Below are 19,103 nucleotides of genomic sequence, written 5' to 3' on the forward strand. Positions count from 1 at the left end.
CCCCCGCTCCCAGCGCTTCTCAAAGCGCTCGATCAGCTCAAGCGACCAAGGCAAGCCTTCGTTCTTGGAGAGCAACCCCCAATCCCAGCGCTTCTCAAAGCGCTCGATCAGCTCGATCGACCAAGGCAGGCCTTCATTCCAGGAAAGCCCATCCCAAGCCCATTGCATTTCGAAGCGTTTGAGCATTTCGGCAGTCAAGGGCTGCGACCTGGATAGCAAGCTCATGATTTCTATATAAGGAATTCGCTTGAGGAGGGCGACCAGCCGGTCACGATCGATGTCGTCTTTGAGCTGAGCAGCGATGCCTAACTGCCGACCAGCGGTCAGTACCTGGGCTAGCTGGCTCGCCGCACGGGGCACGAGTGTTGTTCTGTGTATGCTACCTTCGCTCATGGTGTAACTGTTTCTTCTGTTTGTAGCGCGTGGATATCCTGCTCGATCCGTTCCAATTGCGTTTCCAGATCCTTGCGTCGGCATTCGAAGAATACCGGCCAGTCGGCCTCGGTGGCGCCGGCCGCAGTCATCATCCGGATAGCGTCGCTGGCCTGCAACTCCCGAAGCTCGGCCACTAGTCGGGCGATGGCGTACTCGAGTTCGGCAATCGCTGCTCGCAGCGACTCGACTTCGCCCAGCGTATGCGAGCGCGCGTCCGGCAGGCCGCCTGCCTTGAGCGTGTCGTGGATCTCCCGGAGCCAAGCGAGGTCATTGCTCCGATAGGCGGCCTGAAGTTCGACAAAAACCGTGTGCGCGCGCTCCTTCATGTCGTCACCGAATTTGTCGGGGTGGCACAGGCGGCAGGATTTGCGATAGAGCTGCTTGAGTTCCTGCTCCGCTTCGGCATCGAGACGGGGCAGGGGTTCAGTATGCTGGAGTTCCTCATGCTGCTCTGCGTATTCTTCGTAAGCGCGTTCGGCTTCCTCGGCCGCCGCTTCGGCCGCGGCGGATTCCGCATCCTGCGTATTGGCGTTCGCCAACAGCCGCGCATGCACGGCCCGGGCTTGCAGTACCCGCTGGATCAAGCCACCCAACGCGTCGTCGTGGCGACGATTGAAGGTAATCAGTCTGCGTTCCAACTCCGCCTTTTCGTCGGTTATGGATTCCAAGCGCAGCTCCAGGGCTTCGAGCTGTAAGCGCAGGCGGGGAATCTCGTATTGCCCGGCAACCACGATGGCTGTGGCTCTACGTAGATAGGTCTCGATTGCCTCGAGCGCCAGGCGATATTCGCCGTTGTCGAGCGCGTCGATGATACGTTCCAGCTGGAGGACTTCGGCTACCGGGCGCAGCTTGCCCAACTGTTGTGCGACATCGGCTTCCTCCCCGAGCATGATCAGGTTTCGGATCATCTCCAGGCGACGCCTGGCAGCATCGGTATCGGCAATCACAAAACTACCCTGACCGGCGCGCGCGGCTACCCCTTCGAAGGCAGCTAGGTACTTGGCCGCGAAAGCCGCTGCATCGGTAGCGACCATGATGTTTTCATCGTTGCTGCGTGCTTTGTGGCTCCAGTTGTAGGAGCCGTTAATGACCGTGAGGCCATCGATGACGCAGAACTTGTGGTGCATAGTCGGCTCGTCGCGGCTGCCGGGGGGCAGGAAGATGACCTGGCCGCCAAGATTCTCCAGCCGTTGGAAATTCAATCCCCCCCGCCCCTGGTTGATCTCGTCGCCGATCAGGGCGATTGCTACTTTGACCCCTGATTGGGCCTTCCTGCATAGCACGTCGAAGATGTCCCTGTCCGTGAACCAGGCGATAGCACCGATAATCTCGGTTTCTGCCTGTTCCAGATGTCCAATGATGACCTTATGAAGGTCTGAAAAGTGAGCCTTGAGTTCCATGTTTCGATTAGGCGTAGGTTGTTGCCCGTTTCCAGTCGGTTGAAGTGATGCGCTGCAAAATTCTGCAGCATGTATTGATTCTGAGCTATCGTCAAATTTGGTGTTCAGATATTGATCAAGCGGCGATCCGGTCGGTGGTTTCTATTTCAATGCCATCCTTGAATGGCACGCCAGTAATCATTTTGCGAGATATGTGAGTTTTTCCTTCTGTATATCATCAGTGATGAAAAAATTATGACTAGTAATGATCTAATTGCTGTCATTGAATCACGTTAGGCGACAGACCGCAAAGGGTCGAACTGAGACGATCGTTGCTAGGTTAAATCTAAACTAATGTTCGAAACTATCAGAAAAAACAGGTGAAAAAATAAAAATACTTGTCACTATAAGGACAGAGGTTGTCGCCATTCGGACAAGTCGTTTATTTCACAGCCTCGTTAGTGCTTTTCGTTGTCATTATATGGACAAGTCAGCTCATTTTTTAACCGATCTGTTGTCGTTATTCGGACAGCTTTATAGATATACCATACCCTATGGAGTTTTTTATTGGAGGAAAAATCTGTCTGACAGTTTGACCTTATTCTAAATATCGAGAGATTGGAGCGATCGTTTTTGCGCTCTGAGTGTTTTTCGCACCTTGCGCAAAGCCGACCAATCCATCCCTTTGTCGGCGTTACGCGCCGACTTGGCTTTTCCAATTTTTGTCTTTGGCCCGGTGGCGCCTTTCCATGGTTGCCAAGTTTGTATCAGCAGAGATTGGCGCGTTCTGCGCTCTGGTGTCCAGCCGTTGGCCATTATCTTGCTCCAATAGTTCGTTTTCCAAATTTATTGCTGTTATTTCGTCGGAGGTACCATGATTGACCTGGACGGCCTGACCGATATTCGTTTGCCGTACCACCGTCACCGCAGGAGGGTTTTTGATGGCTCCCAAGGCCTCAAGAGTCTGGCTGCACTGCTTCTGCGCCTGCAGGGCCAGCTTCAGCATAACGGACTGGTTCTCAAGACCCGGTGCTTTCAGGGCTTTTACGGCCAATGTGTTAAACAAGGTGTCCAACACAATAGCCTGGGAGGCCAGCGTATTTTCAGCACGCGACATATCACCTTTCTTGATGAGGCTGACCTGCTCTTCCAGTTCGCCCGCCATGCCCATCAGGTCGATCTCGCCGAGCACCTGATTGAAAGCACTGATGGTATTGGCGGCCAGGAAAGTTGGGCGAATTGCGACTTGGGCGACTAAGGTTTCCCGACTTGGACGATCTGGAGTTGCTTCGGATAGTTGTTCTGATTTTTTTAAAGTTTTGGGCATGGAAGTGTTGACTCCTCGCATTGATCAACCCTTACTCTGGAGTCACGACATGCCAAGGACATGACCTTACTTTTCAGAAAAATAGCCGGTAATTTTGCTATTTTTGGGCTCCAGAATTTCCAGCCAATGATTCTGTTCAAAACAGCAAGTGTCATGTTCAGCGTCCTGGCAGCAGCTCTGAAAAGACAGATAATGCTCCCTGAACCAAGGAATGAACAAAGGATGGATCTCTACAGGATGTGCGTTCATCCACCAGGAGGGCAAGGCGTCTTTAAGGTCAGAAACTGGTTCTGAGTGGTAATCCAACCAGACATCGTCATCCACATCCCAAGAACACCCTTCGTGCCAGAATACCAAAGCGTCCTTCATTTGCCGGGCATAAACGCTGGCCCCGCCGCCTTCGCCGCCGATCTGGGTGATTAAAATTTTTCCGCTATTCATGATGATCTCCAAGTTATTGCTATTAAAAATATGAAAATCCTGCTTTGCTTTTCATATACCATGAAAATTCAGCTTAACATTACGAAACTACACGTGGATTCTGTAAAAAGTTTTTAAGTACATATTTTCAAATAACCCCAAGGATATACTTATGGGCTACTCTGCCAGATTGTCTAAATGAGCAAAAATCAGTAAAGTAGCGGCCTCGCTCAAAAGGAAATTGCAATAATTGCCGATTGCACCGTTTCATGCCGAGGATTAGTCGACATGAGCTTCCGCAAGCATCACCGCGCAATCGACACCGGATAATAAAAACTTGATGACCACCAACGCCCTGCACAACATTACCAAAATCGAAGACAATCTCTGGGAAGCCGCTGACCAACTCCGCGCCAATTCCAAACTCACTTCCAGCGAATACTGCATGCCGGTACTGGGCGTGATCTTTTTGCGTCATGCCACCAATCGCTATGAAGCCGCGCTGCGTCAGATCGAAGCCGACAAGACGGCGGGGAAGATACCGAATCGGCCGCTGGTAAAAGCCGATTTCATCAAACGCCGGGCGCTGATGCTGCCGGAGCAGTCGCGCTACGGTTACTTATTGAAGCTGCCTTCTGGGAAAAAATTAAAAGAAGCCCTGGTCGAGGCGATGAGCGCGATTGAAGACGATTTCGAACCACTGGCCGGCCAGCTGCCGAAAGACTACCACATTTTCGACGACACCCTGCTGGAAGACTTGCTGCGGATATTCGACAGTGAGGCGCTGCGCACCGCTTCCGGCGACGTGTTCGGGCGGATTTATGAGTACTTCCTGATGAAGTTTTCCATTCAGGGGGCGCAGGATAACGGCGAGTTTTTCACGCCGCCCGTTCTGGTGCAAACCATCGTCAACGTCATCGAGCCCGATCACGGAGTCGTGTTGGATCCGGCCTGCGGCTCCGGCGGCATGTTCGTGCAGTCCAGCCACTTCATCGAGCATGAAGGTTTGGATACAATGCAGCGCGTAACTTTCTACGGACAGGAAAGAACCGCCACCACGATACGGCTGGCCAAAATGAACCTGGCCGTGCACGGCCTGGAAGGCGACATCCGCGAAGCCAATTCCTTCTACGACGATCTGCACCGGCTACAGGACGGCCGTCCGTTATGGGGCAACTGCGACTTCGTGATGGCCAATCCTCCGTTCAATGTCGATATGGTCGATGCTGACCGCATCAAGGGCGACCGGCGCTTGCCGTTCGGTCTGCCGGGCATCAGTAAGGGCAAAGGCAAAAAAGGCGAGAACGACCCCAAGAAAAACAAGGCTACTGTATCGAACGGCAATTATTTGTGGATCTCCTACTTCCACAGCTATTTGAACGACAAAGGCCGCGCTGGTTTCGTTATGTCCTCGCAAGCCAGCAGCGCCGGCCACGGCGAGGCGGAAGTCCGCCGCAAGCTGGTCGAGACTGGCGATGTCGACGTGATGATCGCGATACGTTCCAATTTCTTCTATACCCGCACCGTGCCCTGCGAACTCTGGCATTTCGACCGCGCCAAGCCGGAGGAACGCAAAGACCAGGTGCTGATGCTGGATGCACGCAACATCTACCGCAAGGTGACCCGCAAGATTTACGACTTTAGCCCCGAACAACTCGCCAACCTTACTGCGATCGTCTGGCTGTATCGGGGTCAGAATCACCGTTTTCTGGGCCTGGTGCAGGACTATCTGGGCAAGCTCAACGAGGAAGCCGCCACGATTCCCGGCGAACTGGACCGTTTCGAAAACGGACTGAACGAATTGCGGGATCAACTCGGCGATTTTGCCGAAGACCTTAAAGACTTGGAAGTTGCCACTACCGAACAAAAGTCAGTACTGGACGATGCATTGGCCGAACTGAAAACCGCCGAAACCGCCTACCGCGACGACCGAAAAAGCCTGCTCGATGGCTTGGCGAATTTTCGCCGCGATTATCAGGATGCGCTGCCGTCTGAAAATCCGGATCAACACGCTGCCCGTGAAGCCTTTGAGCCGTTGTCGGAAAAATCCAAAGGCATGGTCAAGCAGATAGACCTGCTGTACAAGCTGGTCGCCCGCTGTACGCAACTGGCGCATGAATTAGCCGCCATCGAAGAGGCATCGGAATTTTACGACCGCCGCCTGGCCGGCAAGCGGGTGAAGCAACTCGACGAAGAACGCAAACTGGCCGTGGAACAGTTGAAACTGGCCGCCTACTTCCATCGCCAGATTGTCTGGCTGCAGGAACGTTTTCCGGAGGCGCAGATGCGTGCCGTGCCGGGGCTATGCAAAGTGATCAGCCGTGCCGAAATCGAAGCCGCCGACTGGAGCCTGACGCCGGGCCGTTATGTCGGCGTCGCGCCGCCGGAAGTCGATGAGGATTTCGACTTCGAGCAGACATTACGCGACATTCATATTGAATTGGTCGATTTGAACCGGGAGGCTTTCGAGTTGGCGGCGAAGATTCAGGAGAATTTCGAGGAATTGGGTATATGAGCTGGCGTTCATGCCGTCTTGGCGATGTGATGACGCTCAAACGTGGGCATGATTTACCTGCACAATCCAGGCAAGATGGTGATGTACCCGTTGTATCCTCATCAGGAATTACTGGCTATCACAAAGAGGCCAAAGCAACAGCTCCTGGAGTTGTCACCGGCCGATATGGGACACTTGGTGAAGTGTTCTATCTGACACAAGACTATTGGCCATTGAATACCTCACTTTACGTTATCGACTTTAAAGGAAATGATCCACAGTTTTCAGCTTACTTTTTAAAGAACGTCCTCAAAGACTACCAGAGTGATAAAGCGGCTGTACCCGGAGTTGACAGAAATGTTCTTCACGAGATAAAAGTTCAGGCTCCAGATTACCCAACACAACTCCGTATCACAGAGGTACTCTCCAGTTACGATGACCTTATCGAAAACAATCGGCGGCGGATGGCGCTGCTGGAAGAATCGGCGCGGCTACTGTACTGCGAATGGTTCGTCCGCCTGCGCTTTCCGGGTTATGAGCACACTCACATCGTCGATGGTGTGCCAGATGGATGGGAACGAAAGACGCTAAGCGAATTATGTGAAGAAATTCGCGAGTTAGTATCTCCTAGTTCCTTAGAACCAGATACGCCTTATATAGGGCTCGAGCATATGCCTCGACGCTCCATTGCCCTCAATGAATGGGATACGGTTGAGAAAGTCACAAGCAGCAAAAGTAGATTTAAAGCAGGTGAAATTCTGTTCGGGAAAATTCGTCCTTATTTCCACAAGGTAGGGGTGGCTTTTGTTGATGGTGTTGCATCTTCCGATACTATCGTGATGCGCCCTATAGATGAAAAGCTGCATGGATTAGTGATGATGACCGTGTCGAGCGACGAATTTGTTGCTGTAACTGCACAACAAATGAAGGAAGGCTCCAAAATGCCCCGTGCCGACTGGAAGCAGATGCAAGCGTATCCTGTTCCTTTACCGCCTGAGGGGCTGCTGAGTGCTTTTGACGATGTGATTCAACCAATCATCGCTCAATTAAAATCCTTAACATTCGCCAACCAAAAACTCCGCGCCGCCCGCGACCTGCTGCTGCCGCGCCTGATGAGCGGAGAAATTGCCGTATGAGCCTGGAAGATCAGACCACGGACTGCAAATCGTTGCGAACCATCACAGGCAGGGCGCCCGCTTGGGATGAAATAGCCAAGGATTGCGTCTGCTTTGCCAACGGCCAGGGTGGACGGCTGTTGATCGGCATTGAAGACGGCGAAACATTGCCGCCAGCCGGGCAAAACGTAGCGCCGGAATTGATCGAACGCTTGCGTAAGCGCATCGGCGAATTGACCGTCAACGTCCAGGCGCTGCCGCGAATCGTGAAGGCGGAAAACGGCGGGCAATACATAGAACTCGCCATTTCCCGTTCGATGGGCGTCGCATCGACCTGCGACGGACGCTATTTCATGCGGATCAGCGATACCTGCAAGCCGGTCGTCGGCGACGATGTGCTGCGGCTGGCAAACGAACGGCCGGGGTTGCCGTGGGAGGCCATGGACAGCCGGGTTCCGCGCGGCGAGGCCGATCCAGCTAAACAGGCCGATTTTATTTCGGCGATTCGCGCCTCGGACCGGGTCAAGGCACCGGTCAAGGAAAAAAGCGCCGATGAATTGCTAACACATTATGGGTTGGCGGAAGGTTTAACGCTAACGCATTTGGGCGTTTTGTTGCTGGGCACGGCCAGTCAACGGCGTCATTTGGGCACGGCTCCTTTAGTGCAAGCGATCAAGTACGATGACTTCGGCCAGAAAATCAACAAGTGGCTGTGGGACGACTACGCTCTGTCGCCGGTGGAACTGGTGTATGCCGTCTGGAAGGAAGTCACCGACTTCCGCGAAAGTTATGAAATCGCCGAGGGACTGTTCCGGCGCCAGGTGCCCGCATTCGATGAGAAAGTGGTTCGGGAATTGTTGGTCAATGCCTTGGTGCATCGGCCCTATACTCAGCGCGGCGACATATTCCTCAACCTATACCCGGACCGGCTCGAAGTGGTGAATCCCGGCCGCCTGCCGCTGGGCGTAACGCCGCAAAACATCCTGCACGCCAGTCGCCGCCGTAACGAGGGCCTGGCGCGCGTATTCCACGATCTGGGATTGATGGAAAAAGAAGGCAGCGGTTTCGATTTGCTTTACGATCTTTTACTGTCTTCGGGTCGTCCAGCCCCTGTGCCCGAAGAAGGATCGGATTGGGTAAAGGTCACGATCCAGCGGCGTATTTTAAAACCCAATGTAATGCGGCTGGTCGATGAGGCCGACGGACGTTTTCAATTGACGCAACGTGAGCGCATCACGCTAGGTGCGCTGGCGCTGTCTGAGGGGATGACGGCGAGAGAGCTCGCCATGCTTTTGGAGCTAGAAGAGAGTGCGGATTTATCGCCCTGGTTTGGTAGACTATCCAATATCGGTTTGATAAAAAGCACGGGGAGAACCAAAGCAACCCGCTATTTCGTTGAGCCGAGTTTACTGCGCGAATCCCAGATCAAACTACCGACAACTCTCAAGCGCATTGAACCGCATCGGCTCCAGGAGCTGATCCGGGAGGATTTGCGTCGTTATCCTTGTTCTAAAATTGGGGAAATCAGTCATCGTATCGGAACTGAGATTAATCGTTCACAATTGAAGCGCGCTCTGGCCGATTTGACGCAACATGGTGTGATCATTAAAGAAGGAGAGCGTAATGCTGCTCGGTATCGGCTGCCTGATAAAAATTGACGCGTTATTTTGGCTCAAAAACGGCCCAATAACAGCCGTTATTGATCTGCACTGAGCCAAAATCCATTTGTATTTTCATTGTAAGTTAATGATTAAAAAGGAAAAGAAGGCGATTGTCCAAGGTAAAAATGAACCAAATTTGAGCCAATCCGAGCTAAAAACACACTTATGGCCTACACCGACATTAACAGCGAAGACCGTTTGGTACAGCAAACCTTTGCCGATCACCTGGAAAACAATCTTGGCTGGGACAGTATTTATGCCTGGAATCAGGAGACCTTCGGCGCGTCAGGAACGCTGGGACGCAGCAACGAACGTGAAGTGGTACTGATGCGGGATTTACGGTCTGCACTGGTCAAGTTGAACCCACAGCTGCCGGATAAAGCGATTGAGGAAGCGATCACCCAGCTTACCCGCTATGACTTTTCCCGCTCAGTGCTGCAACATAATCAAACATTCTACAAGCTGATTCGGGACGGCATACCGGTCAGCTACCGCGATCAAAAAGGCCAGCTGCGTCACGCGCAAGCGGCGGTGATCGATTTTGATGAGCCTTTCAGCTCAAACAACCGTTTTCTGGTGGTGCGGGAGCTTAAAATCACCGGTCTCAGGTCACCGCATTACAACCGGCGCGCCGATCTGGTGTGTTTCGTCAACGGCTTGCCGGTGGTTATTTTTGAGCTCAAGGCGGTTTACAAGAATATCCGCGCCGGCTTCGACGGCAATTTGCGCGATTATCTGGACGAGAACGTCATTGCGCATGCCTTTCATCACAATGCGTTCTTGGTGGTCAGCAACGGCGACAAAGCCCGCTATGGCTCGATCACCAGCGAGTGGGAACACTTCGGCGAATGGAAGCGGCTGGATGAAAAAGATGAAGGCAGCCTCGATGCCGAGGTTTTGCTGAACGGGATGCTGGCAAAAGACCGGCTATTGGACTTGGTCGAAAACTTTATCCTCTTCGATGCCAGCAAACCCGGCACGGTGCGTAAAGTGGTCGCCCGAAATCACCAAGTGCTTGGGGTGAATAGGGCAGTAGCGGCGGCGAAATGCCAGGAAGACTTAAAAAATTTGTTTCCGCCCGAAGAACGCTTGAAACACCGACTGGTTGAGCTGCCCACCCAGGACAAAGCGACGACAAATCAAAAATTACTTCAACTTAAAGCAGCGGAACCTGCCGTCCAGCCTTACACGAAACCCAAAAAACAAACCCTGCAAATCATCGAGCGGGCGCATCCCGATCTGGGACGGCTCGGCGTGGTCTGGCATACGCAAGGCAGCGGTAAGTCCTATTCAATGGCGTTTTTTGCCGAAAAGGTGCGTCGTACCATCCCCGGCAATTTTACTTTCGTACTGATGACCGACCGCAACGATCTGGACAGCCAGATTTACAAGACATTCGTCGGCTGCGGCATTGCCGATGACAACACGCCGAGAGCCGGTTCGGGCAAGGACCTTGAGGCTTTGCTGAAGCAGAATCACCGCTATGTGTTCAGCCTGATCCATAAATTCAATCAGGATGTGAATCCAGCAAAGCCCTACAGCGAACGGGACGACATTATCGTGATTTCCGACGAGGCGCACCGGACCCAGGCCGGCAAGCTGGCGCGAAATATGCGACTGGCATTGCCAAATGCGGCGTTTATCGGATTTACTGGCACCCCATTGTTCAAGCACGACGAGTTGACCAAGCGCATCTTCGGCAATTATGTGTCGTGTTATGACTTCAAACGCAGTGAGGAAGACGGCGCCACAGTCAAACTGGTCTATGAGAACCGGGGCGAGAAACTACAATTAGCCAAGCTGGATCTGAACGACAAAATCGCTGAGGCAATTGAGAAAGCCGAATTGAATCCCGATCAAGACGCGCTATTGGAAAAATTACTCGGCAAGGATTATGAAGTCATTACCGCCGATGAACGTCTAATGAAAATTGCCGTCGATTTCGTCGAGCATTGCACGACACGCTGGGAAGCCGGGAAGGCGATGCTGGTGTGCATCGATAAAATTACCTGCGCGCGGATGCTGCAATTGATCGAGCCATTATGGCAAGCCAAAGGCATCGCAATACGCGCTGAGGCCGAGGCCAAGCTAGTCGAGATCAACGCAGCCAGCGACGAGGTGACCCGACAGCAGCTCTATGCGCAACGCGACCGTTTGTTGACCAAGACAAAATGGATTGAGCAAACTCTCATAGAAATCATTATCAGCGAAGCGCAGAACGAAGTTGCTGATTTCAAGAAGTGGGATTTCGACATCATCCCACACCGCAAGCGCATGAAACTCGGTTTTGAAACACCGGACGGCAAGCGGGTGGATGTGGAGTCGGCTTTCAAAGATCCAGGACATCCTTTCCGCATAGCCATCGTCTGCGCAATGTGGCTGACCGGTTTTGACGTGGAATCGCTATCGACGCTGTATATCGATAAACCGATGAAAGCGCATACCTTGATGCAAGCCATCGCCCGCGCCAATCGCCGCTATCCCGGCAAGGATTTCGGGCTTATCGTCGATTACAACGGGATGCTGAAAGCATTGCGGAAAGCGCTGGCGCAATATGCACTGGGAGATGACGGCAGCAATGGCGAAGAAATTGTCGCGCCTATCGAAGAGCGCGTGGCGGCGCTGCAGGAAGCGATTGAAATTACCGAGGCGCATCTGACGGGGCTTGGGTTTGATCCTTCACGTCTATTGGGCAGCAATGGTTTTACCCGCATAGCGCTGCTGAAGGATGCGGTCGAAGCGATTTATGCGGGAGCGAACTCGGGGGAAACCGAAGTCGAAACTGGCGGAAGCGCGAGCACAGGCGGTAATGAATCCAAACGGCGCTTCGAGATATTGGCCAGGGTCGTATTTAGCCGTTTCAAGGCATTGCTGACTGAGCCTTCGATAGTTACTTATGCGGAACGGCATGACAATATCGAAGCCATCTATAAGAAACTGTCGGAGCGGCGTGATACGGCGGACGTAACCTCCTTGTTGAAGGAGTTGCACCGGATCGTGAATGAAGCCATTCGGGCCGAAAACGCCGGTGACGATCATGTCGAAAGCAAACAATACGACCTGAGCCAGATCGACATGGAAAAATTGCGTGACGAGTTCGCCAAGAAAGTGAAAAGAAAGGCGACGGCATTACAGGATATTTTCGAAATTCTTGAGCAAAAGCTTGCCCAAATGCTCGCCAAGAATCCCCTGCGCATCGATTATTACAAAAAATATCAGGAGATTATCGCCGATTACAACCGGGACAAGGATCGCATCACCATTGAGGAAACTTTCGCCAAGGTCATGGATTTAATTCAGAACCTGGATCAAGAACAACAGCGTACGGTTGAAGAAAGTCTGAGCGAGGAACAGTTAGCCATTTTCGACCTCATCCGGCGCGGCGACCTGTCAAAATCGGAGCGGGAAAAGGTTAAAGAAGCCAGCCGTGAATTGCTTGCCGATATTTTGCGCCTGCTAGGGCCACTCGATCAATGGACCGAGAAAGAGCAGACTCAAGCCGAAGTAAAAACCTTCATTCTTGATCATATCTATCAAACGCTTCCTGAGCCGCCTTATTCATCTGACGACAAAAATCACGTTGCGGAACGTGTTTTCCAGCATGTCTGGCAGCAAAGCGTAAACGGCGGAATTTTCAATCAGGAGAATGCTTAATGTGGTTGTTCATGAATAAATCTTTTCTCTCGATTGTCGACAAGGGCGACCCCAGCGGCAAAACCTTGTTGGTTCGCGCCCGCCAGGCTGGCGACATCGGACAGGTATTCCCAGATGCCGAGGTGCAAATGGGAGCCGGGAGCGATTATCGCTATCGGGCAAGAATAGACCGGGAACAGGTAGCGAATGCCATTGCGGACTCTATCCGGAATATTGATTATGGTAATTTCAAATCGACAGTTTCAGATCCAGATCGCCATGATGCTTATCTGGATGTTTGGTCAATTATGCATGCTTTCCAGAGTAACCATAAATGACGACTTGGCAGCAGACATGCAGTAATGCACGAAAAACACTTAAGAGCACAGCGTCGCTTATGCTCGATAAACATTGCATTGAGTTATTTTCAATTGGCGATTCTTTGTCACAATTGGCAGATCAAGCCGATGAAAAGAGCGCATTTAGTGTCGCATGTGGATTGTACGCAGCATCCTATCGGTTAGCGGGATCGGTAAAAATGATTGCCGATACGGCATGGATAGTACTGTCGGTCGCTGATCAAGATAGCGTTAATCGCGCAACCGACGCATCTGTAGTTGGTCCTTGGAAATTTCGATTCATGGCGTCGAGCCGTTCTTATCAGCCTTTGCTGGAAAAATTACAGGATTACCAGTTTGCAGTTCAGGACTTTGCCAAGGCGCTGCAGACAGATTGCTATAGCGACATGATGCACTTGGCCAATGAACTTCAGGTCTTGATGGAACACCCCTTTGTGTCGGCCGACGAGTCATTTCAAGGCCATTTGCGTGAACAACTTGACCGTATAAGGGAATACGTGGAGATGTATTATGAGCTGGGAAGCCAGCTCGACTCACACTCGGTTCTCAAGATTGATGCCGTCATGTTTAAAGGTGCTATGCATTGATGCCAGTACTCGAATATCGGCTTCTCCATTTTAGGTAATAACGAAAAAATAATCCTTTCGCCCCAGAAAACACAATAATTAAGATGGCTAATAACAATAACAGAGCGAGATCTATCAATATCTTTCTTTTAGATGGCAATCCGGATGGCATACGGATGGCCCAGATTACGATGTCTACGATACAGGCAATTGCCTGTCGGCGGAGTCAGTTTTCACGTGTGAAAAGGGAGTTCGAAGAAACTACGCGTCCCGGAGTTTATCTTCTCTTAGGCTCAAACCCGAACGACCCGGATAGCAAAATAGCTTATATAGGTGAATCTGAAGATGTGTCCAAAAGGCTGGATTTCCATAACACCAACGAAAAAACCAAAGATAAATTAGATTTTTGGACAGACACCATTGCGCTGATTAGCAAAGACGAAAATCTGACCAAATCTCATGCCAGATATGTTGAAGCCAGATTGATTAGGCTAGCCAGCGAAAATAAGCGCTGGACCCTAATCAACAACCAAAAGCCATCAGAGATCGGTAAATTGCCGAAGCCAGACCAAGCGGCGATGGATGAATTTATCGATCAATCTATGATGTTAACTGGGGCCTTGGGCTGGGATTTGTTCAAATCAATCACAAGTCAATCACCTGGCGAGCAAAGTGCAGTGGGATCTACAGAGTCTGGCTTGGCTGTGTCTCCAGACTTTTATTTTTCTGGAAGTGGTTTCTCGGCAATAGCAGCAGTTTCGGGCACTACTGGCGAATGGATCATTAAGAAAAATTCCAAGGCTCATCTCACGGAAAAAACAGCCATCCCCAAAGGCGCCAGCAAAATCCGGAGCCAATTACTAACCGACCAAATTTTGACTGCTAAAGCTGATGGCTTTGTTTTCACTGCAGATTGCAAATTTACATCACCCTCAATGGCTGCATCAGTAATATGCGGTTCTAGTCAAAACGGCCGCATCGCTTGGAAACTCGCCAGTGGAAAAACTTACGCAGAATGGGAAGCTGAACAAAATGCTGCAGTAGAGGGTGATATCAGCAATGAGAATCTAAGTTCTTGTCCAGAAGAGATAGTAGCCGACTATGCGTAGCTTTGATCGTTATATCGGCATCGATTATTCCGGCGCCAAAACACCAACTTCCAGTCTTACAGGCTTGCGAGTTTACCAGGCGTATGGCGATGCTTTACCAGAGGAAGTGCTGCCACCACCCAGTCCTCGCAAATATTGGACTCGGCGTGGTATAGCCGAATGGTTACTGGAAACACTATCGCAAGATATCCCCACGCTAGTTGGTATTGATCATGGCTTTTCGTTTCCGTTGCGCTATTTTGAAGTTCATCACCTCTTGCCGGACTGGCCGAGCTTTTTGGAAGATTTCCAGAATCATTGGCCGACCGACCAAGACCACGTCTATGTCGACTTTGTTCGTGATGGCTCAGTCGGTAACGGCGATGCACGAATCGGAAATTCTCGATGGCGCCGAATCTGCGAGGAACGCTGCCGCGCCAAATCGGTGTTTCATTTCGATGTACAAGGCTCTGTAGCCAAATCTACTCATGCCGGTCTTCCTTGGCTACACTTTTTGCGCAAACATTTAGGCGAAAAAATACATTTCTGGCCCTTCGATGGATGGCAAATTCTACCCGGCCGATCCGCAATCGTCGAAGCCTATCCTGCTCTTTATAAGAGAGAGTTCGCTCTTGAAAATAGCACTCCCGACCAACACGACGCATACAGTATTGCGGCCTGGATGCGACAAGCTGATCATGACAACCAACTAATTGATTTTCTCAACCCCGCTCTGTCGTCTTATTTACGCGGAGTAGCAGAGGTCGAGGGCTGGATTTTGGGGGCAACAGCGATTTAATTGATTTCGTTTATGATACCGAGCATACGCTCAGGACCAACCAATAGCGCAACCTGTTGACAGTATAGGACGAGTTATTTGCTGTGTTCATCATCACCCATAGGATTAATACCTTCGGTAAACTAGCGCTGGAGTTAATGCAGATTTAACTTTCTAAACCAGCAGAAAGAGCCATATCCAAAATACATTTAAAGCAAGTCATATCAATGGATTTAGAGAGAGACTTCAAGGGCACCAATTTGGGCACTACACGAATCAACCTCAATAACACCTCAGCAACTTGATACTCGGCTAGACACTAAGTAGAATGCGGGTTCTAGCGTATTCCGATGTATTGCAGAGTGTTTAGATATTGGAGGATTAGCACTCCGAAGGCTGTGGTCGGACGTTCGAATCGTCTCGGGCGCGCCATTTTTGCTTCACTTCCCAAACCACATATTTGGCTATGTGCCCTGTATGTGCCATGCATCTAAAATCACTTAATGTCCATAAAGAGTTTTCAGTCTTAGCCCTCATTTGGTTTATGGGGCCCATCGGTGACATATTCAAATAGCTCCCCACTGAACAACCGAAGTAAATACACAACTTTTCCATTGCGTCTAATTCAACTCTAGGAGGCTGTCGGATTTAAAAGCTATAAAAATATAACAAATCGATATATAAGGATTTTATTGGTGAAAAATGCCAGAAAAATATTTTTTTAACAGTTTCAATAACTTACTGTTTTTTTGTGAATCATAATCCGACAGCCTCCTAGAGCATTTCTTTGTTAGTTAGAAACATCGCCTAAATTTTTAAAAATAAATTGCCTCGTTCCCGCGTGCTACCAAGGAATGCCGTCTGGGATGCGGACCTTGTGGTTTAAGAAGTCGCTGCCGCGACGCTTGCTTGAATCGAGGTCTAGCCCCCGAAGGCGAGATACTTTCTTTTGCGCCGCCTCGGCAACTGCTCCTGCCTTGTGCCTACATGGACAGATATTTGCTCCTCGGCAATTGCTCTTGCATTGACCTCTACGGGTGGAGGAAATGCCGCAAGATTGCCTGGAGCAATCTCGCTGCCACCACATCCCTGTGGATTATGTAGGCAAGGAGCGCGAGTCAGCAGGCGGCCCGTTGCCGCTTGAAAATCACTCGGCACATCCCTGTGCCTAGCCCTAGGGGTGCTACGCATGCAAATCGGCTGTCCTGCCGATGTGTCCCGGCGAAAGCTCCGGTGCTCGGCGCGGCAAACGGGACCCAGCCCGTGCCACTGCCTACTGATTAATAGATTGAGTTTAACAATGGGTGTGATCTTAAATAACCGGAGAATTGCTCTGGCACTAACCGGTGGTTAGCTTTTTAGCAGGGCTCCGTCTTCGAGGTTTTCTTTGAACAGCTAACCGGCATAAGCTGGATGTTGATCGCACCGCTGTCTATATTTAGGCAGGCTCGACAAATCCTATGATCTCAACAGTGATGTTTTTTAGTGTCGCATTACACCTATAATTCTGTATGAATTCAACTACATCGTAGGCAATTGATTTCGATTTGGTGCAGTCAATAATTACTTTTGAATTTGCCGGGATGGCGTCCAAAGCTTGCATTATGCTGGCTTTATTAAAAAACGTAACTTCTTCCGCCAAAACAATGTGATGAACCTCTTGCCCGTCTTCTGTAGTGATGACATCTTTCATATAATAAGCGTTGCGGTAACTGTGGCGTAAAGTGTAAAAAATGCCGAAGAGGATGCCTATGGTAATTCCCTTTAGTAAGTCCGTTGCCAAAATGCCGACAATAGTCGCGGCAAAAGGGACAAATTGTTCATCGCCCAATCGGTACATCTGTCTAAAAAGAGCCGGTTTGGCCAGCTTATATCCCACCATAATCAAAATGGCCGCCAAGCTGGCAAGCGGGATCAGATTCAGCAATTCGGCAATGGTAATTGCGCTGATTAATATGAATACGCCGTGAAGTATTGCGGACAGTTTGGTTTTGCCGCCAAACGAAATATTTGCAGAACTGCGAACAATAACCTGGGTGATAGGTAAGCCACCGATTAACCCTGAAATAATATTGCCCAAGCCCTGGGCCTTTAGTTCCCTGTTGGTCGGCGTGATTCTTTTATACGGGTCAAGTTTGTCGGTTGCCTCTACACACAGCAATGTTTCCAAACTCGCAATAATCGCCATGACAAAAGCGGTTTTCCAGACTTCGAAATTTGTTATTGCTGAGAAATCGGGAAAGGTAAACTGGTTGAAAAAGTCGGCTAAGTTTTTGGGAGCCGGAATATTAACTACTTGATCGGTCGTTAAACTGAAATCCAAAAATCCCTGTTGGTAACAGTAATTCATTACCATGCCTAAAACAACGACCACAATCGGGCCTTGTATTAATTGAAATAGTTTATGTTTTTTGGTTAAAACCGCATCCCATAACATAAGGATCGTAATTGATATTGCGGCAATCAATATGGCGCCCGGTGTAAAGGCATCAAAAGCTCTGGCAATGGATGAGAAGGTGGTCTCTCCGCCTGTTTGAAGGAACGAAAAATCGCCTATGGCGTTTTTATCGTACCCTAATGCATGGGGTATCTGTTTCAAAATAATCAGAAGCCCAATACCGGTAAGCATGCCTTTAATGACGGAGGAAGGGAAAAAGTAGGCGATAAAGCCCGCCTTGGCAAAGCCCATGATAAGCTGAATAATGCCGGCCAGAACGACGGCTACCAAAAAGGCGGGCCAAGAACCCAGTGTCGTAATCGCGGATAAGACAATGACGGCTAACCCGGCAGCCGGGCCGCTAACGCCCAATGGCGAACCGCTGGCGATACCTACCGCAATGCCGCCGACCATACCGGCTATAACGCCGGAAAATAAGGGTGCACCCGATGCCAATGCAATGCCAAGGCATAAAGGAACAGCCACAAAAAACACTACGATACTTGCCGGCAGATCGCTTTTTAATTCTTTAAATATACTCGTTGCTCTCATTGCGCTTTTTTAGCCTTTTTGTTTTGATAGATTGAAACTATACCATTGAAAACTTTGATGCTCGAAACGGATTACCCGCCGGAATGCTTTGTAATAGCTTGGCATTTGCAAATGGTACGGCGCGTACCCTGCTTCGCTAAAGGGTCTTTTTCAACATCTCCTTAACCCTGTTGCGCCGGTAATCTGCGAACATCTCGTCTTGGTATAAAAATGATTCCCACGCAGAATAATTTATTAACGGATGAGTGTTTTCTAATATACCACTGTTGGGTTGTCTATATTAGTGTGGCGTCGCTGTGGATGTTTATTCAATTTATGATTTATAAAACAGGGAGTTTGACACAGTGACGCCAAAAGAATTAACCAAACAAGCCTTTAGACTTTATGACCATATCAGGCTTCAAAGTTATAAGGTTCCTGTGCAATCAGATGCGTTTAGATGTTACGCGATTCCGAGCTTATTCAAGATATCAGCGGCGCTTGAAACTTGAACGTGGAACATTTTAAAACAGGACATTAATGCACAAGACGCCTGATTTATAGAATATTGCCGAGGTACAGCGTTTAAATAGCGCGGCGGCAGATGGGCAAGTGTTTTTGCGCTTTTTATGGCTATGCTTAATGGCTGGCTTAATCAGGTAGCGCCTTTCAGGCAGGGGGACAGGGCTCGGCTTTGAGGCATCCCGCCTTCTTCATATCGGGAACTTGCCGGCCCGGATGCCAACAGAGCCTATATTTCCCGTTCTGAAAGCAGGTTGCAGAGGGCAGTGAAGTTCAAAGGCTTGACCAGGTGATGGTCGAAACCTGCTTTATGTGAACGGGCTAATTCCTCTGGTCCCCCGTAGCCGCTGAGTGCTAT

General features: G+C 50.2%; 14 protein-coding genes. 8 read left to right on the forward strand and 6 right to left on the reverse strand.

Annotated elements, in window-relative coordinates; all coding sequences use genetic code 11:
* From M0R47_RS19075 to M0R47_RS19090, 4 genes are all read right to left on the reverse strand, one after another.
* Positions 1 to 360 (reverse strand): hypothetical protein (locus M0R47_RS19075; RefSeq protein WP_292557764.1); only part of this gene is annotated, 360 nt, incomplete at its 3' end.
* 29 nt (positions 361 to 389) lie between these two features.
* Positions 390 to 1,835, reverse strand: a complete 1,446-nt coding sequence (locus M0R47_RS19080; protein ID WP_292557765.1) for a phospholipase D-like domain-containing protein — start codon at positions 1,833 to 1,835, stop codon at positions 390 to 392.
* A 673-nt stretch (positions 1,836 to 2,508) separates the two neighbouring features.
* Entirely contained in the window at positions 2,509 to 3,141 is a 633-nt protein-coding gene (locus M0R47_RS19085; RefSeq protein WP_292557766.1) for a hypothetical protein, read from the reverse strand.
* Between the two features lie 66 nt (positions 3,142 to 3,207).
* Positions 3,208 to 3,582: a hypothetical protein gene (locus M0R47_RS19090; RefSeq protein ID WP_292557767.1), complete on the reverse strand. Its 375-nt coding sequence runs from the start codon at positions 3,580 to 3,582 to the stop codon at positions 3,208 to 3,210.
* Positions 3,583 to 3,901: 319 nt separating this feature from the next.
* On the opposite strand from M0R47_RS19090, the gene M0R47_RS19095 reads away from it, so the two are divergent.
* The 8 genes from M0R47_RS19095 to M0R47_RS19130 all read left to right on the forward strand — a co-directional run bounded on the left by M0R47_RS19095 (position 3,902) and on the right by M0R47_RS19130 (position 15,276).
* Positions 3,902 to 6,076: an N-6 DNA methylase gene (locus M0R47_RS19095; RefSeq protein WP_292557790.1), complete on the forward strand. Its 2,175-nt coding sequence runs from the start codon at positions 3,902 to 3,904 to the stop codon at positions 6,074 to 6,076.
* Entirely contained in the window at positions 6,073 to 7,191 is a 1,119-nt protein-coding gene (locus M0R47_RS19100) for a restriction endonuclease subunit S (protein WP_292557768.1), read from the forward strand. Before M0R47_RS19095 ends, M0R47_RS19100 begins: the two co-directional genes overlap by 4 nt.
* The gene (locus tag M0R47_RS19105) at positions 7,188 to 8,828 is read left to right on the forward strand and encodes an ATP-binding protein (RefSeq protein WP_292557770.1); all 1,641 of its coding nucleotides are present in this window, start codon (positions 7,188 to 7,190) and stop codon (positions 8,826 to 8,828) included. The genes M0R47_RS19100 and M0R47_RS19105 overlap by 4 nt, the downstream gene beginning before the upstream one ends.
* 168 nt (positions 8,829 to 8,996) lie before the next feature.
* Entirely contained in the window at positions 8,997 to 12,485 is a 3,489-nt protein-coding gene (locus M0R47_RS19110; RefSeq protein ID WP_292557772.1) for a type I restriction endonuclease subunit R, read from the forward strand.
* 11 nt (positions 12,486 to 12,496) lie between these two features.
* Positions 12,497 to 12,802 (forward strand): hypothetical protein, encoded by a 306-nt coding sequence (locus M0R47_RS19115; protein ID WP_292557775.1) that lies wholly within the window; start codon positions 12,497 to 12,499, stop codon positions 12,800 to 12,802.
* Between the two features lie 59 nt (positions 12,803 to 12,861).
* Positions 12,862 to 13,410, forward strand: coding sequence for a hypothetical protein (locus M0R47_RS19120; RefSeq protein WP_292557778.1), 549 nt, complete (start codon positions 12,862 to 12,864; stop codon positions 13,408 to 13,410).
* Positions 13,411 to 13,493: 83 nt separating this feature from the next.
* On the forward strand, positions 13,494 to 14,498 hold the full coding sequence (locus M0R47_RS19125) for a GIY-YIG nuclease family protein (RefSeq protein WP_292557781.1): 1,005 nt from the start codon (positions 13,494 to 13,496) through the stop codon (positions 14,496 to 14,498).
* Entirely contained in the window at positions 14,491 to 15,276 is a 786-nt protein-coding gene (locus M0R47_RS19130) for a hypothetical protein (protein WP_292557783.1), read from the forward strand. The genes M0R47_RS19125 and M0R47_RS19130 overlap by 8 nt, the downstream gene beginning before the upstream one ends.
* A 900-nt stretch (positions 15,277 to 16,176) precedes the next feature.
* On the opposite strand, the gene M0R47_RS19135 is transcribed toward M0R47_RS19130, so the two are convergent.
* Together M0R47_RS19135 and M0R47_RS19140 are read right to left on the reverse strand one after the other, a co-directional pair.
* Entirely contained in the window at positions 16,177 to 16,446 is a 270-nt protein-coding gene (locus M0R47_RS19135; protein ID WP_292557785.1) for a hypothetical protein, read from the reverse strand.
* A 247-nt stretch (positions 16,447 to 16,693) separates the two neighbouring features.
* Positions 16,694 to 18,244, reverse strand: coding sequence for a SulP family inorganic anion transporter (locus M0R47_RS19140; RefSeq protein WP_292557787.1), 1,551 nt, complete (start codon positions 18,242 to 18,244; stop codon positions 16,694 to 16,696).
* Positions 18,245 to 19,103: the final 859 nt, after the last annotated feature.

The organism is Methylobacter sp., from assembly GCF_023227905.1.
In the GTDB taxonomy this organism is placed as follows: domain Bacteria; phylum Pseudomonadota; class Gammaproteobacteria; order Methylococcales; family Methylomonadaceae; genus Methylobacter_A.